General features: G+C 69.6%; 22 protein-coding genes. 15 read left to right on the top strand and 7 right to left on the bottom strand.

Features of this window, described 5'->3' with window-relative positions; all coding sequences use genetic code 11:
* The first annotated feature begins 15 nt into the window (after positions 1 to 15).
* From AC1DP3_RS00910 to AC1DP3_RS00880, 7 genes are all read left to right on the top strand, one after another.
* Positions 16 to 1,149: an FAD-dependent monooxygenase gene (locus AC1DP3_RS00910; RefSeq protein ID WP_477290348.1), complete on the top strand. Its 1,134-nt coding sequence runs from the start codon at positions 16 to 18 to the stop codon at positions 1,147 to 1,149.
* Positions 1,146 to 2,159: an amidohydrolase family protein gene (locus AC1DP3_RS00905; protein WP_477290346.1), complete on the top strand. Its 1,014-nt coding sequence runs from the start codon at positions 1,146 to 1,148 to the stop codon at positions 2,157 to 2,159. Before AC1DP3_RS00910 ends, AC1DP3_RS00905 begins: the two co-directional genes overlap by 4 nt.
* On the top strand, positions 2,156 to 3,121 hold the full coding sequence (locus AC1DP3_RS00900) for a fumarylacetoacetate hydrolase family protein (protein ID WP_477290344.1): 966 nt from the start codon (positions 2,156 to 2,158) through the stop codon (positions 3,119 to 3,121). The genes AC1DP3_RS00905 and AC1DP3_RS00900 overlap by 4 nt, the downstream gene beginning before the upstream one ends.
* A gap of 143 nt (positions 3,122 to 3,264) precedes the next feature.
* The gene (locus tag AC1DP3_RS00895; protein WP_477290342.1) at positions 3,265 to 4,182 is read left to right on the top strand and encodes an oxidoreductase; all 918 of its coding nucleotides are present in this window, start codon (positions 3,265 to 3,267) and stop codon (positions 4,180 to 4,182) included.
* Between the two features lie 128 nt (positions 4,183 to 4,310).
* The gene (locus AC1DP3_RS00890; RefSeq protein WP_477290341.1) at positions 4,311 to 5,810 is read left to right on the top strand and encodes an MFS transporter; all 1,500 of its coding nucleotides are present in this window, start codon (positions 4,311 to 4,313) and stop codon (positions 5,808 to 5,810) included.
* Between the two features lie 17 nt (positions 5,811 to 5,827).
* Entirely contained in the window at positions 5,828 to 7,417 is a 1,590-nt protein-coding gene (locus tag AC1DP3_RS00885; protein WP_477290339.1) for a GMC oxidoreductase, read from the top strand.
* An 883-nt stretch (positions 7,418 to 8,300) separates the two neighbouring features.
* Positions 8,301 to 8,711 (top strand): hypothetical protein, encoded by a 411-nt coding sequence (locus AC1DP3_RS00880; RefSeq protein ID WP_477290337.1) that lies wholly within the window; start codon positions 8,301 to 8,303, stop codon positions 8,709 to 8,711.
* A gap of 296 nt (positions 8,712 to 9,007) precedes the next feature.
* On the opposite strand, the gene AC1DP3_RS00875 is transcribed toward AC1DP3_RS00880, so the two are convergent.
* The 4 genes from AC1DP3_RS00875 to AC1DP3_RS00860 form a co-directional block, all read right to left on the bottom strand.
* The gene (locus AC1DP3_RS00875; RefSeq protein WP_477290335.1) at positions 9,008 to 9,781 is read right to left on the bottom strand and encodes an SDR family NAD(P)-dependent oxidoreductase; all 774 of its coding nucleotides are present in this window, start codon (positions 9,779 to 9,781) and stop codon (positions 9,008 to 9,010) included.
* Positions 9,782 to 9,936: 155 nt separating this feature from the next.
* Positions 9,937 to 10,716: an LLM class flavin-dependent oxidoreductase gene (locus tag AC1DP3_RS00870; protein WP_477290332.1), complete on the bottom strand. Its 780-nt coding sequence runs from the start codon at positions 10,714 to 10,716 to the stop codon at positions 9,937 to 9,939.
* Between the two features lie 88 nt (positions 10,717 to 10,804).
* Positions 10,805 to 12,046 carry a glycoside hydrolase family 1 protein gene (locus AC1DP3_RS00865; RefSeq protein ID WP_477290330.1) on the bottom strand — a complete coding sequence of 414 codons (1,242 nt, stop codon included), beginning with the start codon at positions 12,044 to 12,046 and terminating at the stop codon, positions 10,805 to 10,807.
* Entirely contained in the window at positions 12,043 to 13,017 is a 975-nt protein-coding gene (locus AC1DP3_RS00860) for an alpha/beta hydrolase fold domain-containing protein (protein WP_477290328.1), read from the bottom strand. Before AC1DP3_RS00860 ends, AC1DP3_RS00865 begins: the two co-directional genes overlap by 4 nt.
* A gap of 245 nt (positions 13,018 to 13,262) precedes the next feature.
* Here AC1DP3_RS00860 and AC1DP3_RS00855 point away from each other — a divergent pair, with 245 nt between their 5' ends.
* The 4 genes from AC1DP3_RS00855 to AC1DP3_RS00840 are packed head-to-tail and all read left to right on the top strand — an operon-like array spanning position 13,263 to position 18,801.
* Positions 13,263 to 14,837 carry an ABC transporter substrate-binding protein gene (locus tag AC1DP3_RS00855; protein WP_477290326.1) on the top strand — a complete coding sequence of 525 codons (1,575 nt, stop codon included), beginning with the start codon at positions 13,263 to 13,265 and terminating at the stop codon, positions 14,835 to 14,837.
* Between the two features lie 57 nt (positions 14,838 to 14,894).
* Entirely contained in the window at positions 14,895 to 15,836 is a 942-nt protein-coding gene (locus tag AC1DP3_RS00850; protein ID WP_477290324.1) for an ABC transporter permease, read from the top strand.
* Complete coding sequence (locus AC1DP3_RS00845) at positions 15,833 to 17,938, top strand: dipeptide/oligopeptide/nickel ABC transporter permease/ATP-binding protein (RefSeq protein ID WP_477290322.1); 2,106 nt, start codon at positions 15,833 to 15,835, stop codon at positions 17,936 to 17,938. The genes AC1DP3_RS00850 and AC1DP3_RS00845 overlap by 4 nt, the downstream gene beginning before the upstream one ends.
* On the top strand, positions 17,935 to 18,801 hold the full coding sequence (locus AC1DP3_RS00840) for an ATP-binding cassette domain-containing protein (RefSeq protein WP_477290320.1): 867 nt from the start codon (positions 17,935 to 17,937) through the stop codon (positions 18,799 to 18,801). The genes AC1DP3_RS00845 and AC1DP3_RS00840 overlap by 4 nt, the downstream gene beginning before the upstream one ends.
* A gap of 10 nt (positions 18,802 to 18,811) precedes the next feature.
* On the opposite strand, the gene AC1DP3_RS00835 is transcribed toward AC1DP3_RS00840, so the two are convergent.
* On the bottom strand, positions 18,812 to 19,507 hold the full coding sequence (locus AC1DP3_RS00835) for a LysR substrate-binding domain-containing protein (protein ID WP_477290317.1): 696 nt from the start codon (positions 19,505 to 19,507) through the stop codon (positions 18,812 to 18,814).
* A gap of 266 nt (positions 19,508 to 19,773) precedes the next feature.
* On the opposite strand from AC1DP3_RS00835, the gene AC1DP3_RS00830 reads away from it, so the two are divergent.
* The 4 genes from AC1DP3_RS00830 to AC1DP3_RS00815 are packed head-to-tail and all read left to right on the top strand — an operon-like array spanning position 19,774 to position 24,251.
* On the top strand, positions 19,774 to 20,319 hold the full coding sequence (locus AC1DP3_RS00830; RefSeq protein WP_477290316.1) for a quercetin 2,3-dioxygenase: 546 nt from the start codon (positions 19,774 to 19,776) through the stop codon (positions 20,317 to 20,319).
* 4 nt (positions 20,320 to 20,323) lie between these two features.
* On the top strand, positions 20,324 to 21,097 hold the full coding sequence (locus AC1DP3_RS00825) for an alpha/beta hydrolase fold domain-containing protein (RefSeq protein ID WP_477290314.1): 774 nt from the start codon (positions 20,324 to 20,326) through the stop codon (positions 21,095 to 21,097).
* A gap of 14 nt (positions 21,098 to 21,111) precedes the next feature.
* On the top strand, positions 21,112 to 23,364 hold the full coding sequence (locus tag AC1DP3_RS00820; protein WP_477290312.1) for a family 78 glycoside hydrolase catalytic domain: 2,253 nt from the start codon (positions 21,112 to 21,114) through the stop codon (positions 23,362 to 23,364).
* Entirely contained in the window at positions 23,361 to 24,251 is an 891-nt protein-coding gene (locus AC1DP3_RS00815; protein ID WP_477290310.1) for an alpha/beta hydrolase fold domain-containing protein, read from the top strand. The genes AC1DP3_RS00820 and AC1DP3_RS00815 overlap by 4 nt, the downstream gene beginning before the upstream one ends.
* A gap of 373 nt (positions 24,252 to 24,624) precedes the next feature.
* Here AC1DP3_RS00815 and AC1DP3_RS00810 read toward each other — a convergent pair whose 3' ends face one another.
* Together AC1DP3_RS00810 and AC1DP3_RS00805 are read right to left on the bottom strand one after the other, a co-directional pair.
* Positions 24,625 to 25,431, bottom strand: a complete 807-nt coding sequence (locus AC1DP3_RS00810) for an IclR family transcriptional regulator (RefSeq protein ID WP_477290308.1) — start codon at positions 25,429 to 25,431, stop codon at positions 24,625 to 24,627.
* Between the two features lie 40 nt (positions 25,432 to 25,471).
* Positions 25,472 to 26,029: a carboxymuconolactone decarboxylase family protein gene (locus tag AC1DP3_RS00805; protein WP_477290306.1), complete on the bottom strand. Its 558-nt coding sequence runs from the start codon at positions 26,027 to 26,029 to the stop codon at positions 25,472 to 25,474.
* Positions 26,030 to 26,048 lie beyond the last annotated feature (19 nt).

Here is a 26,048-nt window from a genome sequence, read left to right as displayed (position 1 = left end):
CAGAGAGGTTCTCACATGACCGCAGTCAGCAAGGTCGCCATCGCCGGAGCCGGCGTGGCCGGACTCGCCGCCGCCATCCAGCTCGCGAAGGCGGGCGTCACCGTCGACGTCTTCGAGGCCAAGCCCGAGCTCAGCGCGCTCGGGTCGGGCATCTCCCTGCAGGGCAACGCCCTGCGCGTCTTCGGCGCTCTGGGAGCATGGGACGACCTCCGCGCCGCCGGCTATCCGTTCGAGGGGCTCAATCTGCGGGCACCCGGGCCCGGTGCGCCGATCGTCGCCGAGCTCCCCGACGTCAAGGCGGGCGGACCCGACTTCCCTGCGCAGATGGGGATGCCGCGCGCGGCGCTCGCCCGCATCCTCCTCGACCACGCGACGAAGGCCGGTGCGACGGTCCGCTTCGGTGCCGCGGTGACGGGGCTCGTGCAGGGCGACGACCACGTCGAGGTGTTCGTCAACGAGGAAGCGGTCGGCGTCTACGACCTGGTGATCGGAGCCGACGGGCTCAACTCGGGGGTGCGCGAGATGATCGGCATCGAGGAGAAGCCGCAGCCGACCGGCATGGGCATCTGGCGCTCCTTCGTGGCGCGCCCGGCGGACGTGGAGCGCACCGAGCTGTACTACGGCGGCCCCGTCTACATCGCCGGGTACACGCCCACCGGCGAGGACACGATGTACGCGTTCCTCGTCGAGAAGGCGCAGGATCGCTTCGGAGTGAGCGACGAGGACGCCACCCGCATCATGATCGACGAGTCGCGCGCGTACGAGGGTCCGTGGAACGCGATCCGCGGGTCGCTCGAGAACGGCGCCCACGCGAACTACACGTGGTTCACGAAGCACCTCGTCGAGGGATCGTGGAACCGCGGCCGGGTCGTCGTCATCGGCGACGCCGCACACAGCTGCCCGCCCACGATCGCGCAGGGTGCGGCACAGGGCCTCGAGGACGCGCTCGTCTTGACGGAGCTGCTCGTCCAGTTCGAGTCGCTCGACCAGGACCTGTGGGACATCTTCCACGCGCGCCGCCTGCCGCGGGTGCAGACCATCGTGGACGCGTCGGTCCAGCTCGGGCAATGGCAGATCGATGGCGATCGGGATGCCGATGCCGCCGGCCTCATCTTCCGCACCGCGCACCAGATGGCGCAGCCGGCATGAGCGCCCTCATCACCGACGTCCACGCGCACCTGCTGCTGCCCGAGCTCCACGCCGAGGTCGAGCGGCGGGTCCCGCAGCTCGTCGCGGAAGCCGCCGACCTCGAGCGCCGGCGCAACGGCGTCGAGAGCCTCAAGGCGTCGGGCGCGATGATCGGGTCGCGCATCCCGAAGCTCACCGATGTGCGCGCGCGACTGGCCGCCATGGACGAGCAGGGCATCGACCGGCAGTGGGTCAGCGTCTCGCCGAACCACTTCTACCCGTGGGCGCCCGAGGGCCTCGCGGTCTGGGTCGCGATGGAGACGAACCGCCTCATCGCCGCGCATGTGGCCCAGGCTCCCGACAGGCTGACGGGGCTCGGCGTCGTGCCGCTCCAGCATCCGTCCCGCATCGTGGAGTACCTCGACGACGCGATCCTCGGCCGCGGTCTCGCGGGTGTCGAGATCTCGTCGTTCGCGGGCGACGTGGAGCTGTCGGACGAGCGGCTCGAGCCGTTCTGGGCGCGCGCCGCCGAGCTCGGAGCGGTCGTCTTCCTGCACCCGTTCGGCTGCAGCCTCGACGAGCGTCTCGACCGGTTCTACCTCTCGAACACGGTGGGGCAGCCCGCCGAGAACGCCGTGGCTCTGTCGCACCTGATCTTCGCGGGAGTTCTGGACCGGCATCCCGATCTCAAGATCGTCGCCGCGCACGGCGGCGGGTACCTCCCCTTCGCAATCGGCCGCTCCGATCGGGCCTGGCAGGTGCGCCCCGAGGCGCGGCGCTGCGAGCACGCGCCTTCGACGTACCTGCGCAAGCTGTGGTTCGACACGGTGGTGCACGATCCAGTCGCGCTCCGCCACCTGGTCGAGGTCGCCGGCGAATCGCAGGTGCTGCTCGGCAGCGACTTCCCGTTCGACATGGGGCTGGATGATCCCGTCGCTTTCGTGCGGGATGCCGGCCTGCCGGACGAGATCGCAAAACGCATCCTCGCAGGCAACGCGGAGGCACTGCTCGAGACGCGGGTGCGCGCGTGAGGATCGCGCGGTGGATCCCGGACGGCAGCGACGCGGTCGCTGAGGGCTTCGTCGTCGACGATCAGGTGATTGCGTTCCCCGACGGACAGACGGTCGCCGACATCCTCTCGGGAGGATTGGATGCTGCGCACACCGCGTACGCGAAGGTTCGCGGTGACGCGGGCACCGGCCTCGGCGAGGTCCGGCTGCTCGCGCCGCTGGTGCCGGCATCCGTCCGCGATTTCGTGGCTTTCGAAGAGCACGTCGAGGGCGTCTCGGCGTCCGTGGACGGCAAGAGCGAGGTCGTGCCCGAGTGGTACCAGGCGCCGACCTTCTACTTCACGAACCCGCACACGATCCTGGGGCCCACCGACGCGGTCGCCCCGCCCGTCACCGAGCGCCTCGACTTCGAGCTCGAGATCGCCGCAGTGCTGGGGGGTGAGCCGGGCGCCAACCTCACCCCGGAACAGGGCGCCGGGCGCATCTTCGGCTACACGATCATGAACGACTGGTCGGCGCGCGACCTCCAGTCCCGCGAGATGAAGGTGCGCCTGGGTCCGGCGAAGGGCAAGGACTTCGGCACGACACTCGGCCCCTGGATCGTCACGGCCGACGAGCTCGAGCCCTATCTCGACGCAGACGGCTTCCTCGCGATCCGTGCCGAGGTGCGCATCAACGGCGAGCTCGTCGGCGAAGACCTCGTCTCGAACATGGGCTGGCCGTTCGGCGACCTCGTCGCCTACGCCTCGCGCAACGCGCGGGTGGTTGCGGGCGACGTGCTCGGCAGCGGCACCGTCGGCAACGGCGGATGCCTCGGCGAGCTGTGGGGACGCGGCTCGATGATCCCCGCCCTGCAGGAGGACGACGAGGTGCGCATGACCGTCGAGGGGATCGGCGAGCTCCTGGGCTTCGTGGGGCCCGCGGTGGCGGCGCCCGAGATCCCGGCGGCTCGGCGGCGGTCGCGGGTGCGGCAGCGGGCCTGAGCGCAGCTCCTCCTATCCCTGTCTGTCTGTCGAGCCGATACAGACTGCGCGAGCCGACACGATCTGCACAGTGCAATTCGTATCGGCTCGCACGTTCCGTATCGCCTCGCGGAATAGCCTGGGGTCCGGACCGGAGGAGAAGCATGGCGTACACGCGGGATTCGATCCCCGACCTCAGCGGTCGGGTTGCGGTTGTCACCGGCGCGAACGGCGGGCTGGGCTTCGAGACGGCCAGGGCTTTCGCGGCGAAGGGCGCCCGCGTCGTGCTGGCGGTCCGCGACCAGGAGAAGGCCGAGACCGCGATCAGGCGCATTCGCGAAGAGACACCGGATGCCGCGCTCGAGCTCGTCGAGCTGGATCTCGGCTCGCAGGCCTCGACCACCCGAGCCGCCCGCGACATCGCCGACCGGCATCCCGTGATCGACATCCTCGTCAACAACGCCGGTGTCATGGCGTCGCCCGAGGGGCGAACGGTCGACGGCTATGAGACGCAGATCGGCATCGACCACCTCGGGCACTGGACGTTCACGGCGCTGCTGATCCCGTCGCTCCTCGCCGCGCCCGCGGCCCGCGTCGTCACCGTCAGCTCGACGGCGCATCACTTCGGACGGGCGATCGACCCGGAGAAGCCGTACCCACCGGGGCGGTACCAGGCCTGGCTCGCGTACGGCACCGCGAAGCTCGCCAACTATCACTTCGGTCTCGGGCTGAACCAGCGATTCGCCCAGGCAGGGGTCCGCGCCCGGAGTCTCATCGCGCACCCCGGGCTCTCGCACAGCGATCTGCAGCTGCGCACGGTGCGCGAGGGCGGTGGCGGCGCGCTCGCACCGTTCTTCGCACGTGCCGCCCAATCGACCGGGATGGCGCCTCCCGAAGGTGCGATGCCCCAGATCCGGGCGGCCACGGATCCGGCCGCGAAGGGCGGCGAGTTCTACGGACCGCGGTTCGTCAACACGGGCCGACCGGTGCGGCTCGCCGTCCTGCGCCCGGGACGCCGGCGTGCCATCGCCAACCTCTGGACCTTCTCCGAGCGGGAGACGGGCATCCCACTCTTTAGTTGAAATCGGACTAAAGACCACCTATAATCGACAGTGACGTCGGGATCCTCACCGGGTCCGTTCCCTCCGTGAAGTCGCGGCTGGGGCACACCGAGTCGCGTCGACCGCCCGATCTCTCGGGTGAATCGGAAATGCCGCTCACACCTCTGAGGCTCCGCCTCCTCGTCGTCTCGCTCCTGACCGTGTCGCTCCTCGGCGCGCTCGACCACACCATCGTCTCGACCTCGCTCGCGACGGTTGCCGGCGAGCTCGGCGCCCTCGAGCAGATGGGCTGGATCGTCGTCGGCTACACGCTGGCGAGCACCGTGCTGCTGCCGGTGCTCGGCAAGCTCGGCGACATGGTGGGACCACGCTGGATCTTCCTCACGTCGCTCATCGTGTTCCTCGTGGCATCGCTCGTGTGCGGGTTCGCCCAGGACATGCCTCAGCTCATCGTCGCGCGCGTCGTTCAGGGGATGAGCTCCGCGGGTCTGCAGCTGATGTCGCAGACGATCATCGCCCAGGTCACCACGCCCCGCGAGCGTCCGCGCTACCTCGCGATCATCGGCGCGGCCTTCCCGATCGCCATCCTGATCGGCCCGGTCGTGGGGGGCCTCATCACCGACTACTGGGGATGGTCCTGGGTCTTCTGGATCAACATCCCGTTCGGCCTCGTGGCCCTGGGCCTCGCCCTCGTCGCGATCCCGCACATCGAGCCGGCCGGGCGTCGCCGCTTCGACTACGCGGGATCCATCGCGTTCACGGCGGCGCTCGTCGCGCTCGTGCTCGCGGTCACCTGGACCGGCTCGGCCGGCATGGCAGCAGCATCCGTCGTCGCATATGTCATCTCGGCCATGGCGTTCGCCGCCTTCTTCCTGATCGAGCTGCGCACCGACGAGCCGATCGTGCCGCTGCGCCTCTTCCGCAACCGCACCATATCGGCGGGCACCGCCCTGTCGGCGATCATCGGCATCGGGCTCTTCTCGGTGACCGCGTACCTCCCCACCTACTTCCAGATGGCGTACCAGACGAGCGCGACGGTCTCGGGTCTCGTCCCGATCGCGACCGTGTTCGGGATGCTGGTCAGCAACCTCGCCACCGGGTTCCTGGCCAGCCGCACCGGCCACTACCGCGTGTTCGCGATCGTCGGCACCGCGCTGAGCGCCGCCGGTCTGCTCGTGATGTCGCTGCTGCCCGTCGGCGTGCCGCTGTGGGTGCCGATGATCGTCATGGCGGTCGTGGGCGTCGGCACCGGAGCGTTCATGAGCCTCATCGTCGCGGTCGTCCAGAGCGCCGCGCCGCGGAGCGAGACGGGCGCCATCACCGCGTCGATCAATCTCGTGCGCCAGGTCGGCTCGACCGTCGCCACCGCGGTGATCGGCGGTGTGATCGCCGTCGGCGTGGCGGCGGGGGTTCCAACCGGACTCGAGGCATCGACCCTCACTCCGCAGTCCGTCCACTCCGCATCGCCCGCGATCCAGTCCCAGGTCGCCGACCTCTACGGCGGCGTGCTCACGCCCGTCTTCCTCGCGCTCGCCATCGTGTACGCGGTGGGGATCGTCGCCGCCGTCCTGCTGCCGGCGGGTCGGCTCTCGGACGAGCAGGACCCGCAGGCCGCCTCCACAGCATCCAGCGAAACCGTCACCGCGTGACACCCGAGGAGCACCCCATGTCGAACACCACCACCATCGCCGTCGTCGGCAGCGGTCCGATCGGCGCGACGTACGCGCGGACGCTGCTCGAGGGACTCCCCGACGCCCGCGTGATCATGTTCGAGGCGGGTCCGCAGGTGACCGAGCGGCCGGGCCAGAGCGTCCGGAACATCGAGGACCCCGACGCCAAGGCCCGCGCGCGCGAGCTCTCGCAGGGGCCTCAGGCCGGGGATCACCGCGAGTCGCTCGGCATCCCGTCGGCCACGGTCGTGGAGGGCATGTTCACCGCCCGCCAGGGAACCCACCTCTTCGACTTCGGCGGCGAGGGCTCGGCCCACGCGCCGACGTTCGCCGCGGCGGCCGGTGCGACCAACGTCGGCGGTCAGGGCGCGCACTGGACGTGCGCCACCCCGTCGCCGGGATTCAGCGAGAAGATCCCGTTCATCCCGGATGCCGAATGGGACGACCTGCTCGCCGCCGCGAAGGGGCTGCTGCACGTTCAGGATGCCGCATTCGCCGACTCCGCCGTCGGGGCTGCGATCCGCTCGCTGCTCGCGGAGGAGTTCGACGACGAGCTTCCCGAGGGCTACGGCGTCGGCACGCTTCCGGTCTCGGGTGAGCCCCAGCCCGACGGGTCGATGCGCTGGGGTGGCACCGACTTCGTGCTCGGTCCGCTCATCGAGCCGGGCAACCCCGTCGCCGACCGCTTCGAGCTGCGCGACCTGTCACTGGTCCGCCGGGTCGAGCTCGACGGCGACCGGGTGACGGGGGTCACCGTGGAAGACCTCCGCACCCACGAGACCTCCTTCGTGGCCGCCGATCTCGTCGTGGTCGCCGCGGACGCGTTCCGCTCCCCGCAGCTGCTGTGGGCCTCCGGCATCCGTCCCGCCGCCCTCGGCCGATACCTCACCGAGCACCCTGTCGTGATCACGACGGTGGCACTGGATGCCGGCAAGATGAGCCGCTTCGCCAGTGAAGAGCAGTTGGATGCCGAGCTCGCGCAGCGGGCGAAGCACGCGGCGGACCCCGTCGCCGCGGTGAACCGCATCCCGTTCTCCGAGCCCGATCACCCGTTCTCGTTGCAGGTCATGTACTCCGAGAACACGCCGTTCCCGCTGCCCGAGGGCAGCCGGTTCGCGGGCAATCGGTGGGGCTTCGTCAACATGGGCAACGGGCTGCGCAAGCGCCCCCGGTTCGAGGACGGCCTCACCTTCACCGACGACGAGCGCGACTATCGCGGGTTCCCGAACTTCACGATCGAGTACGAGCTGACGGATGCCGAGCACCGCGAGATCGCTGCGGCCACGACCGACCTGCGGCGCATCGGCGAGGCGCTGGGCGAGTTCGTCGCCGAGCCCCGGCTCATGCCGAACGGCTCGAGCCTGCACTACATGGGCACGATGCGCATGGGCGAGACCGACGACGGCACCTCGGTCGCCGACCCGTACTCGCGCGTGTGGGGCGTTTCCGGCTTGGTCGTGGGTGGCAACGCGCTCATCCCGACGGCGAACACGATGAACCCGACGCTCACGAGTGTCGCGATCGCTGTGCGCGGGGCTCGCCGGGCGGTCGCGGAGCTGCAGGCCGCGGCATCCGTCTCCGCCTGAGCGCTGTCTCGATTGCTCGGCCTGGGCGCTCCGCCCGACCTCTCTGCCTGATCGCTGGGCCCGACCGCTCTGCATGAGCGCTGGGCCCGCTTTCGTTCCCTCTTCCTGCCCCTCGAGCAGCCAAAACACGCCGACGTGGAAGCCCGCGCGTGTTCTGACCGCTCGAGGAGCGAGCGCGGGGCCGCGCGGCGCCGCGCGGGGCGGCGCGGGGCACGTGGGGCCGCGCGGGGCACGCGCGGGGCGGCGCGGGGCACGCATGGGCGTAAGCGCGCAGAGGTAAGCGGTGCGGCTGGGCGACAGCATCCCGCCGCGCATTTCAGAGGAAATCCGCGATTTCGAGGAGGATCGGCGCCATTTCGGCCCTCTGGAATGCGGATCTCCTCGGCTGTGCGCGCCGGCCGGCGTGGCGTCAGCCGGACGTGCAGAGGTAAGCGCTGCGGCCGGACGGCAGCATCCCGCCGCGCGTTTCAGAGGGGATCTGCGTTTCCGAGGAGGATCGGGGCCGATTCCGCCCTCTGGAATGCGGATCTCCTCGGCTGTGCGCGCGGGCGTCGGCGGCATTAGCCAGAGCTTGCGGAGAGAAGCGGTGTGGCTGCTCCGCAGCATCCCGCCGCGCACTTCAGAGGAGATCTGCGTTTCCGAGGAGGAGCGGCGCTGATTCCGCCCTCTGAAATGCGAATCTCCTCGGCTGTGCGCGCAAACGTCGGTGGCTCGGGAGGACGCAGAGGTAATCGGTGTGGCCGCGCGGCAGCCTCGCGCCGCGCATTTGGGAGGACCCGGATTTCTAGGAGGATCGGCGATTCGGCCGACCAGTATCCGGTGGACGTGTTTCGGACCCGTAGTTCCTCTGGCGCGATCTGCGCACAGCCAATACCGTGAGGCGATGACGACGACACCCTCAACGCCGATCGGCAATGAGGACGCGCCGTCGGAGGCACGCGGTGAAGGAACCGCGCGGGTGTCAGCGAAGCTCGGATGGTGGAGTGTTGGCTTGGCGCTGGGCGCATTCGTGCTCTATTGGGTTCTTGGTCTCACACTTCTGTACTTCGCGATGGAGACCCAAAGCTGGAAGGACCCAACAGAGAACGCCCAATACACCGCGGCGAGCATCGTGACCCAAGTGCTCCTAGGTGCGATATTGGTCGTGGCCTTCGTCCTTGGAATCAGGTCGATCGTGCGCGGATCTCGACACCGTGGACGGGCGGGAAGAGCGGCAGCGATCGTGCTCGGATCAATCGGCGCAGTGCTGAGCCTTCCCATGGTCTTGTACCTGCTGCTGCCGTACACCCTTTGACTCCCAAGTCCTCGGGTCCAGTCGCTCGCGATCCAGGCCACAGGATCTGAAGTGGCTGTCCCCTCTGGAATGGGGAATCTCCTGGGCTGTGCGGGCGGCGTGGGCGGCATCGGCGGCGCGTGCAGAAGGAGGCGGGTGCGGGTGGGTGACAGCATCCCGCCGCGCGTTTGAGAGGAGATCCGCGATTTCGAGGAGCATCGGCGCCGATTCCGCCCTCTGGAACGCGCATCTCCTCGGTTATGCGCGCAAAAGCGTCCACGGGCACAGGCGGAGCGCGCAGGTCAGCGCCCGCACTCTCAGCGCCCGGCGATCCGGTCGGACATGAGCTTCGCGCCCGCCGACGAGGTCGAGCCGCCATCCACAGGGATCTCGGCGCCCGAGATGTAGGCGGCAGCATCCGACAGCAGGAAGGCGACGACCTCGGCGACCTCGCCCGACCGGCCGAGGCGCTCGAGCGGGGTGAGGGCGACCTGCGTCTGGCGCATCGCCTCGGGCGCGCCCGCAGTCATCGGCGTCTCGATGAAGCCGGGATGCACGATATTGACCCGGATGCCGGCCGGTCCGAGCTCCGTGACCGCGACATGCGTGAGCCCGCGCAGCCCCCACTTCGAGGTCGTATAGGCCACCGGGTAGTGGCCGTTGAGCGCCGCGGATGAGCCCACATTGACGATCGCGGATCCCTCCGCCATCAGCGGCGCGAGGGCCTGGATGCCGAGCATCGGTCCCGTGAGGTTGACGGCGAGGACTCGGTCCCAGTCCTCGCGCGCCGTCTCGCCGAGCCGGGATCGATGGGTGATCCCGGCGTTGTTGACGAGCCCCTTCACCGGCTGGTCGCCGCCGCTCAGCTCCTCGGCCAGCGAAGCCCAGTCCGACTGGTCGGTCACATCCAGACGGCGATACCGGATGCTGCTCCCCGCGAAGACCGCAGGCGCGGCATCCGCCACATCCGTGGCGATCACCACGGCGCCCACCGAGGCGAGCAGCAGCGCTTCGGACGCACCCTGCCCTCCGCCGGCGCCGGTCACGACGATCGTGCGGCCCTCGAGCCCCGGATAAGCCACGCTGCTCATCCTCCGACGCTAGCGACAGCATCCGTCCGGAAGGAATGGGCGTTTGCTGATGCGGCATATCAGCGATCGACCCTGCGAAGCGGGCCGTCGGCGTACGGATGGATGGCATGAGCGCTTCCTCAGCGTGCTGCCGTTCGCCCGCCACCATGCGGCGCTCAGAGAAGCGCTGCCGTGGCGGCGATGAACCGCGCGTAGTCCTCAAGGTCGTCTCTCGGCGTGATCGCGCGCAGCACGACTTCGTCGACGGCATTGCGATACTCCTCGAGCCGCTGGGCGATCGGTCCGGTCGCGGCATCCAGCACCGTCTCGGTGCTCGCGATGCCGAGACGCGCGAAGTTCGCGGAGTAGGCCCCTACGGCCTCGTAGCGCTGGGTCTCCGTGATCATCCGCTTCGCCGCGGCCGGTTGCACTGCGGTGCGCACGTAAAGCGCGACATGCGTGCCGGATGCCGCGGCGCGCGCCTCGGCCGCCTGCGCGGCGGCGATCTCGGGAGTCAGCCAGCTCAGCAGCGGACCATCAGCGTGCTCGGCTGCGAGCCGCCGCATCCGGGGTCCGAGGGCGCCGACGACGATCTTCGCCTGAAGCGCCCCCCGCAATCGGGTCGCGGCAGTGCGCACGCTTTCCAGGGCACCCACGGATGCCGCACCCGAGCCGATGCCGAGGATCAGGCGTTCCTGCGGCAGATCCCGAGCATGCACGTCCGAGATGATCGACGCCGCGGTCCGCCGATCGACCGGCAGCACGCCCACGGCGAGTGTGAGACGAGTGGTGACGGCGGCGGCCGCCTCGAGGACGGCGAGCGCGTCAGCGCCGGGAGTGTCGTTCATCCAGAGCGCATGGAAGCCCGCGGCCTCGATGGCGGGCGCGAGCCGCGCGACCACCTGTGGCCCGAGCGTCGCGCCGAGTCCGATGGAGACCACTCCGCGCCCTGTCACCCCTTCAGGATGCACTGGCGCCGCGGATCCATCAACCGCGCCGCGCGTCATGCGACCCCTGTGAATCCAGCCGCGCCGCGGTCTGCGCTCAGAGCCCCCGCGCCTCGCGCACCACCCGGCGGTACACGTCGGCGCTCGGCTTCTCGGTCCGCTCGAACGTCTCGCGATCCACCGAGTGCAGCCCGAGCTTGGGGCCGTAGCCGAAGATCCACTCGAAGTTGTCCATGAGCGTCCAGTGGCAGTAGCCGAGCACCGGCACGCCGTCGGCGATCGCCTGCGCGAGGCCCGCGAGCGAGGGCTCGATGAAGGCGGCACGGATGCTGTCATCCTCGGTCCCGATGCCGTGTTCGCTGACGAGCACGGGCACCTGTGCCACCGAGTACACGTACTGGACGGCCCCGCGGAGCGAGTCGGGCTCGACGGCCGTGCCCATCCCGTTCACGACCGCTCCGTCTTCCGGACGCACCTGGCCGTCGGGGCCGTAGACGATGCGCTCGTAGTTCTGCACCCCGACGAAGTCGTCGTCGCGGGCGAGCAGGAGCCAGTGCTCGTAGACCTCGGCGCGCTTGCGGTCGCGCAGCTCCTCACCGCCCGCCACGGCCGTGTCGTCGACGATCGCGAGGGACAGGCCTACCCGAAGTTCGGGTCGGCGCGCCTTGATGGCGGCCTTCGCGGCCTTGTGGCCCGCGGTCATCCCGGCTCGCATGCCGGCGAAGTCCTCGTGCAGCATCACGTTGCCCGCGCGGTACCGTTCCACGCCGGCGGCGGCCGCGGCGGCCTCGAGCGTCGCGCGTTCGAGCTCGGGGACGAAGTCCGGGAGCCCGGCCCACGTGAGCATCTCGGGGAGGTCCGGCTCGTTGAAGGTGACGGCCAGGTGGATGCGGTCGCCGAAGCGATCCATCACGACGCCGCAGAATCGCGCGAAGAGCTCGGGCGCATCGGCATCGAGCCACGCGCCGCGCCCCGCGAACCAGTGCGGCGACGTGAAGTGGTTGAACGTGACGATCGGCGCGAGGCCTCGGGAGAGGCATCCGTCGATCACCGCCTCGTAGTGATCGAGCGCCTGCTCGGAGAACTCGCCCTCGACCGGCTCGATGCGCGCCCACTCGACGGAGAACCGGTAGGCATTGAGGCCCATGCCGGCGACGATGTCGAGGTCGGACTCCCACCGCTCCCAGCCGTTCGTGGCCTTGCCCGAGCGGTCCTTGAAGATCGTCGGCGTGACGTTCTCGAGGAACCAGGTGTCGCTCGTGACGTTGTCGCCCTCGTTCTGGTGGCCGGCGGTGGCGACGCCCCAGAGGAAGTCGGCGGGAAAGCGGAGGGCGGTCATGAAGTGCCTTTCGGGTCGGCGAGTCGGGCGCTGAGGAACTCGACGGCCCGTCGGATCGGAGGAAGCGGGTCGGCGCCCTCGAAGACGTGATCGCCGCCTTCGACGATCACCAGCTCGGCGGGGACTCCCGCAGCCTGCAGTGCCTCAAGAAGCTGATCGCTCTGGGAGAGGGGAACCAGGCCGTCGGCGTCGCCGTGCACCAGCAGGAACGGCGGAGCGTCTGCCCGGGCGTGGTGCACCGGCGAGAGCAGCCGGCGCGCGTTCGCGGGGTCCAGTGGCGTGCGGGCCAGGATCACACTCGTCGGGTCGGCTTCGGATGCCGGGCCCTGGGCAAGCAGCTGCTCGACCCACTCGGGGGGCAGGGTGTCGAGGAACGAGGGGAGCGTGTCGACGTCCGACACCCCGTAGAAGTCGACGACGGCGGCGACGGCGCTGCTCTCGCCGAGCACGCCCTCGGTGCCCTCGAGCGCGGGGTCGTCGACCAGGCCCAGCAGTGCGGCGAGGTGTCCGCCGGCGGATTCTCCCCACGCGCCGATCCGGCTCCCGTCTATGCCCAGCTCGTCGGCGAACCGGCGCAGGTACCGCACGGCGGCCTTCGCATCGTGGAGCTGTGCGGGGAACGAGGCCTCGCGCGAGTGCCGGTAGTCGATGGACGCCACGGCGAGCCCGGCATCGATCGCGGTCTGGAAGAGCGCGCCCTCGGGCCAGTAGTCGGGCGGCGTCTGCCGGCTGCCGAACAGCCAGGCGCCGCCGTGGATCCAGACGACGCACGCCGCAGGCCCCTCCAGCCCCTCGGGAACGTAGACATCCATGTGCAGAGGCCGGTACCCATCGGGGGTGGAGTACGTCAACGACTGGTGGGTGACTGCGCGGACCGGATGCTGCCGCTCGGCGGTCCCGGGAGCAAGGAACGGGGGAGGTCCGATGCGCACCGCGGATTCCTCTGCGATCACCGTGCGGTCATCGACCATTTCGCCTCCTCGCGGAACGGGTCACGGAGCTCTCCACCGCGATCACCGGTTGTTCATTCAATGAAAGCATGTTTCACTAGGGAGAAGCAACCCGAGAGGCACGTTAGGCACCCGCTAACGGCAAGGCTTGCGAATCCGAATGGCCAAATGCGCATGACGCGGTCACTCTGGTCGAGGGAGCCGGTCTTGCAACGGCGGTCCCTCGACACCGAAGTCCTCAGCAGCACCCGATCACAGGAGATCAGATGTCCCGAATCATCACAGCGCGAGCAGGCGGCGTGATCGCCGCCGTCGCTGTCGCAGCCCTCGCCCTCACCTCATGCTCCGGTGGAGGCAGCGGCGACAGCGAGAGCGGCGGAGCAGAAGACACGGCGAAGCTCATCATCGCCACGGATTCCGACCAGGCCGCCTTCGGTTACGACCCGATCCGCTACGGCAGCGGCCAGCGGATGTTCTTCGAGGGCATCTACGACTCGCTGTTCGTGCTCGACCAGGACGGCAAGATCGTCCCGCAGCTCGTGACGAACTTCGAGTACAGCGAGGACAAGACCGAGCTCACGCTCGACCTCGACACGAGTGCGACCTTCAGTGACGGCACCGCGCTCAGCGCCGAGCTCGTGAAGGAGAACCTCGATGCCCGGGGCAACCCCGACCTCAGCGGCTACTCCTCGTTCGCGACGGGTGGTCAGAACGAGATCACCGATGTCGCCGTCGTCGACGACGACACCGTCACTCTCACGTTCGCAGCTCCCAAACCCGGCTTCGAGTCGAACCTCGTCTCGCCCACCGGCATGATCGTCGGCCCGGCCGGCGTCGCCGACCGGTCGAGCCTCGATGCGACTCCGGACGGATCAGGACCGTTGACGGTCGATGCCGACGCCACGGTGAAGGGCAACTCCTACCTGCTGGTCAAGAAGGAAGACGACGCGGATGCCGACGCGTATCCCTTCGACTCCTACGAGTTCAAGCCGATCCTCGACTCCCAGGCGCGCGTGAACGCCGCGATCTCGGGAGAGGTTGACCTCGCCCTGCTCGCCGCCGAGACACAGGACCAGGTCGAGTCCGCCGGCGTCGGTCTCGTCGCCAACGGCGGAACCGTCCAGAACATCATCGCCTTCGACAAGGTGGGGGCCCTCGGGCCGCAGTGGGCCGAGCCGCTCGTCTATCAGGCGCTCTCCACGGCCATCGACCGCGAAGCGTTCGTGACCGCGATCCACCCCGGCGAGGTTCCGACGGCGAACGCACTGCCGGCCGACAACCCGGGCTACCTTCCTGAGCTCGACAAGCAGTACGCGTACGACCCCGATGCCGCGAAGGATCTCCTCGCGGAGGCCGGCTACCCCGACGGCTTCGAGTTCGACTTCACGATCAGCCAGGGCAGCCAGCGCGACATGGAGGCCATTCAGCCCTACTGGGAGGCCATCGGCGTGAAGATGAACCTGAAGAACGCGGCATCGACCGAAGAGCTGTTCACGGTTGTGCAGACCGAGCCGCTCGGTGGACCCATCCCGTTCCAGTGGACCAACCCGCTCGGCCCGGTGTTCGGCGCCCTCTTCGGCTTCGCCAACTTCCACGGCGCTGAGAACGCCGAGATCCAGGCGGCGGCCGGCGCAGTCGGGGCCGCTCAGGGCTCGGGCGACGAGGACGCGCAGGCGACTGCTCTGCAGGACCTCAACCGCGCGATCGTGGATTCCGGGTGGCTCATCCCGCTCTTCGAGCAGCTGGCGCCGTGGGCGTACAACACGGCCAAGCTCGCCGAGCCGACCTTCCCGGGCGCCGAGGCGTTCCCGCTCCTCGCGTCGCTCCAGCCCGCGTCCTAACCTGATGTCGGTGCCGGCGGCTGAGGCCGCCGGCACCGACCTCGCAAGGGAGTGATGATGCTCATCTTCGTGCTGAAGCGAGTCGCCTGGGCGCTCTTGACGCTGCTCGTCGCGTCATGGATCGCCTTCGTGCTCGTCCACCTCTCCGGCTCGACGCCCGGCGGCGTCGCCCTCGGGCAGTCCGCGACGCCGGAGCAGGTCGCGGCGTACAACGAGTCCATCGGCTGGTACGACCCCTGGCTCCAGCAGTACTTCGCGTGGGTGGCGCAGGTGCTGCAGGGCAACCTCGGCGTCTCTCTCATCGACGGGCGTCCGATCGGGCCCGACATCGCCAAGCGGCTGCCGGTGACGGCGGCCCTCGCGGTCGGCGGAACGATGGTGAGCGCCATCATCGGCATCTCGCTCGGAGTGGTGGCCGCCGTCCGTCGCGGCTCCGTCGACCGGTTCATCACGGTGCTCACGGGCATCATGCTCTCCCTTCCGGCCTTCTGGGTCGGCATCCTGCTCGTCTACTTCTTCGCCGTGCAGCTGCACCTCCTGCCGGCGACCGGGTTCGTGCCGTTCGAGGTGAGCCCAGACAAGTGGTTCAAGTCGCTCGTGCTGCCTGTGCTCACGATCGCGCTCACCTCGGCCGGCTTCATCGCCCGGCAGGCCCGGGCGTCGATGTCGGAAGCCCTGGCGCAGGAGCACATGCGCAGCCTTCGCGCCGTCGGCACTCCGACCTGGCGGATCATCTACGTCCACGCGCTCCGCAGCGCCAGCCTCCCGATCCTCGCCACAGTGGCTGTCCAGTTCATCGTCCTGTTCGGCGGCTCGGCCGTGATCGAGGTGCTGTTCGCCCTCCCCGGCATCGGCCAGGCGATGCAGTCCGCCGTCGGATCGGCTGATCTGCCCTTCGTCCAGGCGCTCGTCCTCATCGCGACGCTCGTCGTCGTGATCGTGAACGTCGTGCTCGAGACGCTCAACCGAACCCTCGACCCGAAACTGCGCACCTCATGACCGTCTCGACCACCGCGATCCTCACGATCCGCCGCGCGGAGCGCAAGCGTGCGAACCGGCTGTTCCGCTCGCCGACAGCCGTCCTGTCGCTCATCTGGCTCATCGGACTCACGCTCGCCTCGCTCACCTCGCCGCTGTGGCTGCGCTACGGGCCCCTCGAGCAGGACCTCACAGCGGTGCTGCAGGGGCCGTCGGCCGCGCACATCCTCGGCACCGACGAGCTCGGCCGCGATCTGCTGTCGCGCATCGTGACCGCTGCCGCATCGACGCTCGCCATCGGTCTCATCCCGCCGATCGTCGCCGTCGCGATCACCGTGCCGGTCACACTCTGGGCCGTGCGCAGCCGCCGCGCCGAAGGCACGATGAACCGCATCAGCGAGATCGTGATGTCGCTCCCCGGCACCGTGATCATCCTCGCCTTCATCGCTGCGGTCGGCACCAACATGCCGCTGGTCATGGCTCTGTTCGGCGTGCTGCTGTTCGGCGCCCTCTACCGGATCCTGTTCGGTCAGGCCAAGAACCTGCAGAAGCAGCTGTTCGTCGAAGCGGCCGCGATCGACGGTGTCCGCCCGACGGCGTCGAGCTTCCGCCATGTGCTGCCCAACATGTCGACCACGGTCATCGTGCAGTTCGTGCTCTTCTTCGGCGTCGGCATCATGATGCAGGCCGGTCTCGCCTTCATCGGCCTCGGGCCGCAGCCGCCCGAGCCCACCTGGGGCGGCATGATCCAGACCGCCGCGCGCTTCATCTTCCAGCAGCCCTGGATGATGGTGCCGACCGGCGTCGTCCTCGCGCTCACGATCATCGCCGCAAACGCCCTCGCCGACGTCATCTCCGGGGGCGCCGCCACCCCGCCGCCCCTCATCGCGATCCGACGACGCAAGAAGAAGACTGCTCCGGATGCCGAGTACGTCGTCGCCCTCGCTCCCACGCCCGCCGCTGCATCCGACGGCCCCGCCGAAGCGACCGTGCTGTTCCCCGTCGAGCCGAGTATTCCGGAGGTCGTCGCGACGCTGCCCGCCCAGAACATCGAGACGAGCGCTCCCGACCTCACCACCCACACCCCCGCGCGAGCGGCGGCGGACGGCGAGCTCATCATCGAGGACCTCGTCCTCGGCGTCGACGGCGGCCCTGCGCTCGTCACCGGCGTCTCGCTGCACGTGCAGCCCGGCCGGGTCATGGGGCTCGTCGGAGAGTCCGGCTGCGGCAAGAGCGTGACGTCCTATGCGATCCTCGGCCTGCTCTCGCCCGGGCTCTCCGTGCGCTCGGGGCGCATCCAGTGGGGCGACACCGACCTCGCGCAGGCCGACGAGAAGACCCTCGCGAAGGTTCGCGGGCACGACATCGCCTTCATCTCCCAGGAGCCCAGCCGCGCCCTCGACCCGATGTTCACCATCGGGTGGCAGCTCGGCGCCGCCATCAAGCGGCTGCGCGGAGTCGGGTCCAGCGCGGCCAAGGGCATCGCGGCTCAGCTGCTCGAGGATGTCGGCATCGTCGACGTGCCCCGCGTGCTGGGAAGCTACCCGCACCAGATCTCCGGCGGCATGGCCCAGCGCGTGGCGATCGCCCTGGCGCTGGCCGGCTCGCCCCGCCTGCTGGTCGCCGACGAGCCGACGACGGCGCTCGACGTCACGATCCAGGCCGAGATCCTCGCCCTGCTGCGCGGACTCGTCGCTTCGCGCGGCATGTCCATCATCCTGGTGACCCACGACCTGGGCGTGGTCGCCGACATCTGCGACGACGTATCGGTGATGTACGCGGGCCAGATCGTCGAGACCGGAACGGTGCGCGACGTGCTGGTGCGACCCGAGCATCCGTACACGATGGCGCTGCTCGCCGCGGACCCGCACGCGATCCTCGACTTCGAGGGCACGACGCGTCTCGCGTCGATCCCCGGCCAGGTCCCGTTGCCCGGCTCGTGGACGACGGGATGCCGATTCGCCCAGCGCTGCCGCTTCGCACGCGACGAGTGCATGACCGGCATCCCGCTCATGGAGCGCGCGGAAGGCGAGGGCGGCGTGCGCTGCATCCGCCGCGACGAGGTGCGCGGACGTCAAGAAGAGTGGCGGCAGCCCGTCGCCATCGGAGGAGGAGACCTGTGAGCACCGTCAGCACTGTGCCGTCCGCAGCGGAGCGCACGGATGCCGCGCCTCTCCTCGAGGTGCGCAACCTGGTCGTCCGGTTCGGCAAGAAGGGCGCCCCCGCGGTCGACGACGTGTCGTTCTCGATCGGTCGCGGCGAGACGCTGGGCCTGGTCGGAGAGTCCGGTTCGGGAAAGACCACGATCGGCCGCGCCATCCTCGGTCTCCAGCCGGTCACCAGTGGCCAGATCCTCTTCGACGGAAGGGATATCACGAGCCTCAGCGCCCCCCAGCGGCGTGCGCTGCAGGGTGACCTGCGCGCTGTCTTCCAGGATCCGTTCTCGTCGCTCAACCCCCGTCGCCCGATCGGGGATGCGATCACCGAGCCGATGCGCGTCGCGGGGGTCCCACGCGCGGAGCGCGATCAGCGGGTCAAAGATGTGCTGGATGCCGTCGGGCTCGCCCCCGGCTCGGAAGCGCGCTTCCCCCGCCAGTTCTCCGGTGGCCAGCGCCAGCGCATCGCGATCGCGCGCGCCCTGGTGACCGACCCGCGGCTCGTGGTCTGCGACGAGGCGGTCAGCGCGCTCGACCTCTCGACGCAGGCGCAGGTGCTGAACCTGCTCTCGGACCTCCGCGCCGGCAAGGACCTCGGCTACCTCTTCATCGCTCACGACATGGCCGTCGTCGAGTTCCTCGCGCAGCGCGTGATCGTCCTCAACCGCGGGCGGCTGGTCGAGGAGGGGATCACGAGCGAGGTGGTGCGCAACCCGCAGCAGCACTACACGCGCGTGCTCATGGCCGCGTCGCCCGTGCCCGATCCCGATGAGCAGGCCCGTCGCCGGGAGGCCTGGCAGGCGCTGAAGGCGGCCGCGCCGGCGGCGTAGAAGACGTCGGTCAGTGGAACGTGGCGTCCACCAACGGTGACAGTGCCTGGGCGGTCTCGCGGAAAGACCCGACCATCGGGTTGGGCGAGTCGCTCAGACTGCACAGCACGATCGTCGCGGGCTCGATATCGGTGATCGGGATGAACGCCAGCTCATCGCGGCGGTAGTGCTTGCTCGCCGACTGGCCGGCGATGTTCACGCCCGCGCCCGCCGCGACGAGCTCGAGCAGACCCTCGACGCTGTCCGCCGTGGGTCCGCGCTTCGGACGGGTGCCGTCCGGGCGCGGGTCGACGATCCACCAATCCACGACCTCAGGCGGCCCGTTCGCCACCGAGAGGAACATCTCGTCGTTCGTCTCGAGGATCGGGATCGACTGCCGAACGGCCAGAGGATGGTCCGCGCGCACCACCAGCACACGCGCCTCTCTCCACAGCGGTTCGGCGCGGACGCGCGGCGGCAGCCGCATCGGCCACGGGGCGAAGACGACGTCCACGCGCCCGCCCTCCAGTTCCTCCGCGACGTCGAAGAAGCCGAGCCGGCGCATCTCGATGCGAGCCTGCGGCATCGCCTGCATGGTGGCCGCGATCGCCGCTGTCGTGAGCGTCCCAGCGCCGGCGGCCACGACCCCCACCCGCAGCACCGGCGCAGCGCGGTCCTGCTTGATCGATCGGCCCCACGCGAGCAGCTGGTCGTGGTCGTCCTGCACGCGACGGGCGAGGGGGAGGGGTGATGCTCAGCCGCTCTGCGGCTCGACCGAAGTGCAGCTCCTCGGCGAGCACGCAGAAATAGCGGATGACGTGTATCGGCACATCCATGCTCGGATCTTAGTCCGAGGCTAACGCCGGGTAGGGATGTCGAACTTCCTTGCCTTGCGGATCCTGGCGAGACTTGAGGCACCAAGAGCGATTCGCCGGCCCCGTCCGGCGAGAGCTGCGCCTAACGGCACCCACTGCTTTCACAAGGAGGTAAAGCATGACCACTTTCCCCACGGACGATCCGGACAAGGTGCCCTTCGCCGGCATCCTTCCCGCCGCCCCGAAGCCGTTCGTCCTCGGCAACGGCGAGGGTGAGAAGTCCCTCGTGTTCGACCAGCTGTTCAACATCCTGCTGTCCGCTGACGAGACCGACGACCAGTACGGCGCGTTCACGATGGTCGGGCCCAAGGGCGACCGCATCCCCGCGCACAAGCACTTCAAGACGCACGAGATCTTCTATGTCGTGGACGGCGAGATCAGCATCTGGATGGACGACCAGGCGGACTATCACACCAAGTCGACGCTGACCACGGGCGACTTCGCGTACATCCCCGCGAACGTCGTGCACGCGTTTCAGATCCACAACACCACGAAGGTGTTCGGGGTCGGCACGGCCGGCTTCGAGCGGTTCTTCCACGCGATGGGCCAGCAGACGGACCTCACCTCACCTCAGGGCGTCTACGTTCCCGACTACCCGACCATGCGCGCCGCGGGTGAGAAGTACTGGACGCAGTTCATGCCCGAGTTCCAGTTCCGCGACTGAGGTGGTGACTTCGATCCTCGAGATCGACTTCGCGCAGCCGGAGGGCTACCGCCCGCTCTCCTTGGACCTTCGCACTCCGGATGCCGCATCCGCCCCCCTCGTCGTGTTCCTGCACGGCGGGGGGTGGTTGCGCGGGAGCCGCAAGGTCTTCACGCCCGGCATCAGCGACGCGCAGTCGTTCGACCGCATCGTGGCCGCCGGCTTCGCGGTCGCATCGTGCGAATACCGGCTGAGCGGCGAGGCTCGGTTTCCCGCGCAGCTGGACGACGTGGATGCCGCGCTCTCGTGGCTGCACGCACACGCCTCCGACCACGGGATCGATGCCTCGCGCATCGCGCTGTGGGGAGTCTCGGCCGGCGCGACCCTCGCGGCGCTCACCGCGCTCCGTCGCGACGACGTGCGCGCGGTCGTCGACTGGTTCGGCCCGGCCGACCTGTTCACGATGGCCGACCACGATCTCGGGGAGACGCCGGCGGACACGCGCGAAGCCCGGTGGATCGGCGGTCCTGCCGCCCGGCATCCCGAAACCGCACGGCTCGCCAGCCCCGTCCACCAGGTGCGCACCGGCGCCCCGCCCTTCCACATCGCGCACGGCACGGCCGACGAGCACGTGCCCTTCGCGCAGAGCGTGGAGCTGGCAGATGCGCTGCGACGTGCGGGTGCCGAGGCGGACTTCCACCGGGTGGAGGGCGGCAGGCATTTCTGGCAGGGTTACGCCGACACCGCCCCGCTCTTCGACCGGGCCATCGACTTCATCTCGCGCCACACCACGCGCTGACTCAGAGGACCACCATGACGGATGCCGCAATGATCGCCCCCGACAACCCGACCGAGGCCGCCCCGCTCCTCCGCCGAGAGTTCACCCTCGACACCGGCCACGGGACGGTCGTGCAGGCCACCCTGCGAACGAGCGCACAGGGGGTGATCGAGTCGTGGGTGAACGGCATCCCCTCGTCTGACGAGCTGCTCGCCCCGGGCTGGACGAGCTATGAGTGGCGCACGCGCCTGATCGAGCACGACGTCACGGGGCTGGTCGCGGAGCGCACGGTCATCGCGCTTCGCCTCGGCAACGGCTGGTATCGCGGGTACCTCGGATTCACGGGCGCGCGCGCTGTCTACGGCGACGAACGGGCCGGCTGGGCAGAACTCGAGATCCGGTACGCCGATGGGCACGTCCAGCGCGTCGTGACCGACGAGTCGTGGCTCGCGAGTGCGGGCGAAGTGCTGGCCGACGACCTCTACAACGGCGAGACGATCGATGCGCGACTCCGCGACGACGCATGGCAGCATCCGGGATTCGATGATGCGGGGTGGGATGCCGTGCATGCCGTGGCGTTCGATCGGGCCAGGCTCGTCCCGCGCTCATCACCGCCCGTCCGCCGCCTCGGCGAGCGTCCCGTGGAGCTCGTCTGGACGTCGCCGTCCGGGAAGACGCTCCTCGACTTCGGTCAGAACCTCGTCGGCTTCCTCCGGGTGCGGGTGACCGGGCCCGCGGGCACCGAAGTCGTGCTGCGGCACGCCGAGGTGATCGAAGACGCGGAGCTCGGCACCAGGCCGCTGCGCCGCGCCGCGGCGACCGACCGCTTCATCCTCAGCGGAGGCGACGACGTCTTCGAGCCGACGCTGACCTTCCACGGCTTCCGCTATGCAGAGGTCGAGGGCTGGCCGGGGGAGTTCGACCCCGACGCCGTCACCGCGGTCGTGGTGGGGACCGACATCCGCCCGATCGGATCGTTCGCATGCTCGGACCCGCTGCTCAACCAGCTGCACTCCAACGTGGTGTGGGGCATGAAGGGCAACTTCCTGAGCGTGCCGACCGACTGCCCGCAGCGCGACGAGCGGCTCGGCTGGACGGGCGACCTGGCCGTGTTCGCACCGACGGCCGCCTTCCTGGGCGACGTCGAGTCGTTCCTCGCGGACTGGCTGACGGATGCCGAGCTCGAGCGCCAGGGCACTCCCCAGCAGACGGTTCCGGTCGTCGTGCCCAACTCGCTCAAGTACCTCGACACCGGATTTCCCGAACCCGGCGCGACTGCGGTCTGGGGCGATGCCGCCGTCTGGGTGCCATGGACGCTCTGGATGGCTTACGGCCATGAGCAGACACTGCGCGATGCGTATGCGCTCATGACCGCGCACACGCGCAGCGTCGCTCGGGTGCTCGCCCCGGACGGTGCGTGGGACACGGGCTTCCAATTCGGGGACTGGCTCGACCCCGATGCCCCCGCCGACGATCCGGGCAAGTCCAAGGCGCCTTCCGAGGTCGTCGCGACGGCATGCGCGTTCCGCACGGCGGCGCTGATGACCGAAGCTGCCACGGTGCTCGGCGAGCACGATGACGCGGCGGAGTTCGCGGCCCTGCGCGATCTGATCGGCGCCGGCTTCCGGGCGCGCTATGTGCGGGACGGGCTGGTCGAGAGCGACAGTGCGACCGCCTACGCGCTGGCGATCGCGTTCGGACTGCTCGAAGGGGCCGACCGGCAGAGTGCGGGCGACCGGCTCGCCGCGCTGGTGCGTGAAGCGGGTCACCGCATCAGCACGGGGTTCGCGGGGACCCCGTTCGTCACGGATGCGCTCGCCGAGACCGGACATCTCGACGACGCCTACGCGCTGCTCCTGCAGCGGGAAGCGCCGTCGTGGCTCTACGCGGTGACGATGGGAGCGACGACGATCTGGGAGCGCTGGGACTCGATGCTCCCCGACGGGTCGATCAACCCCGGCGAGATGACGTCCTTCAATCACTATGCGTTCGGTGCCGTGGCGGACTGGATGCACCGATCGGTGGCCGGCCTCGCGCCGCTCGAGGCGGGCTACCGCCGCATTCTCGTCGCCCCTCAGCCCGGCGGCGGGCTGACCTGGGCCGAGGCGAGCCTCGAGACGCCGCACGGACTCGCCGCCGTGCGCTGGGAGCTCGAGGCGGCCGACCTCCGCGTCGAGGTGACCGTGCCCGAGGGTGCCGAGGCAGTTCTGAGGCTCCCTGGACTGGCTGATGAGACGATCGGTGCAGGTACGCATCGGCGGACCGCAGCAGAGGGAGTGAAGGCATGAGCGAGACCCACGACATCGCGCTGGAAGCCGGCGGCTACGACTTCCGCGTACGCGTCTATCCGGCCTCCGAGCCGGGCGGAGCGGCCCTGGTGTGGCTGCACGGCGGAGCCTTCATGTTCGGCACCCTCGAGATGCCTGAGGCCGATCAGGTCGGCCGGCGTCTGAGCGCAGCCGGCATCACGGTGATCAGTGTCGACTACACGCTCGCACCGCTCGACGCGCTCGAATGGCTCGAACCGCCCGAGCCCGACGCGGATTTCCCGTCGCCGGAGCAGATGCGGGCCGAAGCCGAAGCGGCCGGTCCACGCGCGCGGTTCCCGGTCGCCGGGCTCCAGACGGTGGCCGCCTTCGACTGGGCGGTGCAGAACGCGGGCACATATGGCGCCGACCCCGAGCGAGTCGCGCTCGGCGGCGCGAGTGCGGGCGCCAACCTCTCGGCCGGCGCCGCGATGCGGCTGCGCGACCGGGGGACTCTGCAGCCCAGCCTGCTCGCTCTGGTCTACCCCTCGCTGCATGACGGCATCCTGGAGCCGAACGACGAGCTGGCGCGACTGCTGGAGACCGTGCCTCCTTCGCGCATCTTCACCCAGGCAGACCGCGCCGCGATCAACCGCAACTACCTGCCCGACCCCGACGGCGACCCGGACGGCTACGCGTTCGCGGGAGGTCACGATCTCGCCGGGCTTCCCCCGGTGCTGATGGTCAACGCCGAGCTCGACAGTCTCCGCGCGTCGGGCGAGGCCTTCGCGGGCGAGCTCGCTGTCGCCAGCGTCGACCTGCAGATCGTACGCGTGCGGGGAGCCATGCACGGGTACCTCAACGAGGTGGGTGATCCGGCGGCGGAGCTCACCCTGAGACTCCTCGAGGACGCCGTGTCAGCGCGGTAGACAGCGGGGCTCTGTGCATACGCGACGTCGTCGTGTGCGGAAGGCGCGGCGAGGCCACTCTCAATTTCGGACGAATGCGGGAATGTCGGATCATCCGCGTCGAATTCTCCGATTTTCGTGCATTTGTCCGACTTCGGGATGCCGCACACCGGCGGGCTGCGGGGCTATCGCCGCCACCAATTTCGGACGAACGCGCGAAGTTCGGAGCATCCTCGCCCGACGCTCCGATTTCGGTGCGATGGCCCGACTTTGGGATGCCGCGAATCCGGATGCCGCGACTCCGGATGCCCCGACTCGGGACGCCGCGCCCCTGACGTCTTCCGCGGGCACCCGCTCCCGCCCGGCGGCCGCCGCGGCACGGGCCGACAGCGGATCAGGTCGCGCGCAGCAGCCGCGAGATGTCCTCGGCCGTCGCACGCAGCCGCTGCAGGATCGGCCCCCGGAGCGACGCCAGGTCGTGACGCTGTGTCGAGACGGCGATGTTGATCGCGGCGGCCGGCTTCGCAGCATCCCGCCCGAAGACCGGCACAGAGACCGACCGGAGGCCCGCCGCGACCTCCTGGTCCTGCAGCGAGTAGCCCTGCTCCCGGATGACGGCGAGGCGCTCGCGCAGCGCGTCGAGCGATCCGGCGGCGTTGGGTCCGGCATCCCTCGAGAAATCGTGGTTCGCGAGCGCCGCCACCAGCTCGGCGTCGCTGAGGTAGGCGAGCAGCAGCTTGCCCATCGAGGTGTAGGCCGCGGGGAGCGTCGAGCCGACCTGGATGTTCGCCGTCACGAGATCGGAGTTGCGCAGGCGCGCGAGGTAGAGCACCTGGTCTCCGACGAGCACGCCGAGGTTCACGGTCTCGCCCGACTGCTCCGCGAGGTGCCGCAGGGGCTGCTCGCTCAGCTGCACCAGACTCGATCCGCGCAGGGCGGCCGACCCGAGCAGCAGGACGGCGACACCGGGACGGATGCTGCCATCCGGCAGTCGCTCGAGATATCCGCCCTCTTCGAGCGTCGCGACCACGCGGAAGGCGGTGGGCATCGGGATGCCCGTCCGATCGCTGATCTCGCGCAGCTTCAGCGAGGTCACCGACTCGTCGAAGAGCCTCAGGACGTCGAGGCCCTTGGCGAGCGCCTCGATCCGGTAGCGGCTGGGCGTCTTCTCGGCCGCGTCGGCCGGCTCGTCAGTTTTCATTGTGTGAAACCGTATCTTCGGATGCGGGGCGGGTGCAATGTCAGCCCTCCACGCGGAACACGCGCAGCTGCAGTGCGAGGGTCGCGTAGTAGCCCACGAGCACCGTGAGCTCGAAGACCACCTCGGGGCCGAGCGCGCTGGATGCCTCGTCCCACAGGTCGTCGTCGAGGTCGCCGTCGAGCAGCGCCCCGGTCACGCGTGCCACGAGGCCTTCGTCTCCCGAGAAGGGGGTGACGTCGGCGGCGCGCAGGCACGAGAGCTCGGCGTCGGTCAGCCCCGCGGCGGCACCCACCGCTTCGTGCGCCTCACGCTCGAACGCGCTGTTCCAGCGGGTGGCGACCAGGAGGATCGCGATCTCGCGCGCCCGGTCCGTGAGCGCCCCGCGGTAGCGGATCGCAGCACCGACGTCTTGAAGGGCGGCGCCGAGCCCGGGTGCGAGCAGAAGCGCGTTGAAGGGTCCGCGCAGCGATCCGTCCGCGCGTATCAGCGCGAAGTGCTGCGGGCCCTGCGCCCGTGGGCCGCCGGCGATCGCGTCGTACAGGTCGCGCTGGGCGCTCGTGAGCGCCTCAGGGGTGAACGGATGCACTCGGGCGGCCATGGATAGCTCCTCCATTTGA

The sequence above is a fragment of the Microbacterium sp. P5_B6 genome (assembly GCF_056400345.1).
Note: the sequence above shows the minus strand (reverse complement) of the source record. Positions and strands in the feature narration are given on the sequence as shown.

What these genes read in the sequence shown, in the direction of transcription:
- AC1DP3_RS00875 (WP_477290335.1), bottom strand. Translation starts at nt 9,781, where the DNA reads ATGAGCAGCGTGGCTTATCCGGGGCTCGAGGGCCGCACGATCGTCGTG.
- AC1DP3_RS00905 (WP_477290346.1), top strand. Translation starts at nt 1,146, where the DNA reads ATGAGCGCCCTCATCACCGACGTCCACGCGCACCTGCTGCTGCCCGAG.
- AC1DP3_RS00865 (WP_477290330.1), bottom strand. Translation starts at nt 12,046, where the DNA reads ATGACCGCCCTCCGCTTTCCCGCCGACTTCCTCTGGGGCGTCGCCACC.
- AC1DP3_RS00830 (WP_477290316.1), top strand. Translation starts at nt 19,774, where the DNA reads ATGACCACTTTCCCCACGGACGATCCGGACAAGGTGCCCTTCGCCGGC.
- AC1DP3_RS00895 (WP_477290342.1), top strand. Translation starts at nt 3,265, where the DNA reads ATGGCGTACACGCGGGATTCGATCCCCGACCTCAGCGGTCGGGTTGCG.
- AC1DP3_RS00855 (WP_477290326.1), top strand. Translation starts at nt 13,263, where the DNA reads ATGTCCCGAATCATCACAGCGCGAGCAGGCGGCGTGATCGCCGCCGTC.
- AC1DP3_RS00850 (WP_477290324.1), top strand. Translation starts at nt 14,895, where the DNA reads ATGCTCATCTTCGTGCTGAAGCGAGTCGCCTGGGCGCTCTTGACGCTG.
- AC1DP3_RS00845 (WP_477290322.1), top strand. Translation starts at nt 15,833, where the DNA reads ATGACCGTCTCGACCACCGCGATCCTCACGATCCGCCGCGCGGAGCGC.
- AC1DP3_RS00860 (WP_477290328.1), bottom strand. Translation starts at nt 13,017, where the DNA reads ATGGTCGATGACCGCACGGTGATCGCAGAGGAATCCGCGGTGCGCATC.
- AC1DP3_RS00890 (WP_477290341.1), top strand. Translation starts at nt 4,311, where the DNA reads ATGCCGCTCACACCTCTGAGGCTCCGCCTCCTCGTCGTCTCGCTCCTG.
- AC1DP3_RS00815 (WP_477290310.1), top strand. Translation starts at nt 23,361, where the DNA reads ATGAGCGAGACCCACGACATCGCGCTGGAAGCCGGCGGCTACGACTTC.
- AC1DP3_RS00880 (WP_477290337.1), top strand. Translation starts at nt 8,301, where the DNA reads ATGACGACGACACCCTCAACGCCGATCGGCAATGAGGACGCGCCGTCG.
- AC1DP3_RS00885 (WP_477290339.1), top strand. Translation starts at nt 5,828, where the DNA reads ATGTCGAACACCACCACCATCGCCGTCGTCGGCAGCGGTCCGATCGGC.
- AC1DP3_RS00805 (WP_477290306.1), bottom strand. Translation starts at nt 26,029, where the DNA reads ATGGCCGCCCGAGTGCATCCGTTCACCCCTGAGGCGCTCACGAGCGCC.
- AC1DP3_RS00910 (WP_477290348.1), top strand. Translation starts at nt 16, where the DNA reads ATGACCGCAGTCAGCAAGGTCGCCATCGCCGGAGCCGGCGTGGCCGGA.
- AC1DP3_RS00820 (WP_477290312.1), top strand. Translation starts at nt 21,112, where the DNA reads ATGACGGATGCCGCAATGATCGCCCCCGACAACCCGACCGAGGCCGCC.
- AC1DP3_RS00810 (WP_477290308.1), bottom strand. Translation starts at nt 25,431, where the DNA reads ATGAAAACTGACGAGCCGGCCGACGCGGCCGAGAAGACGCCCAGCCGC.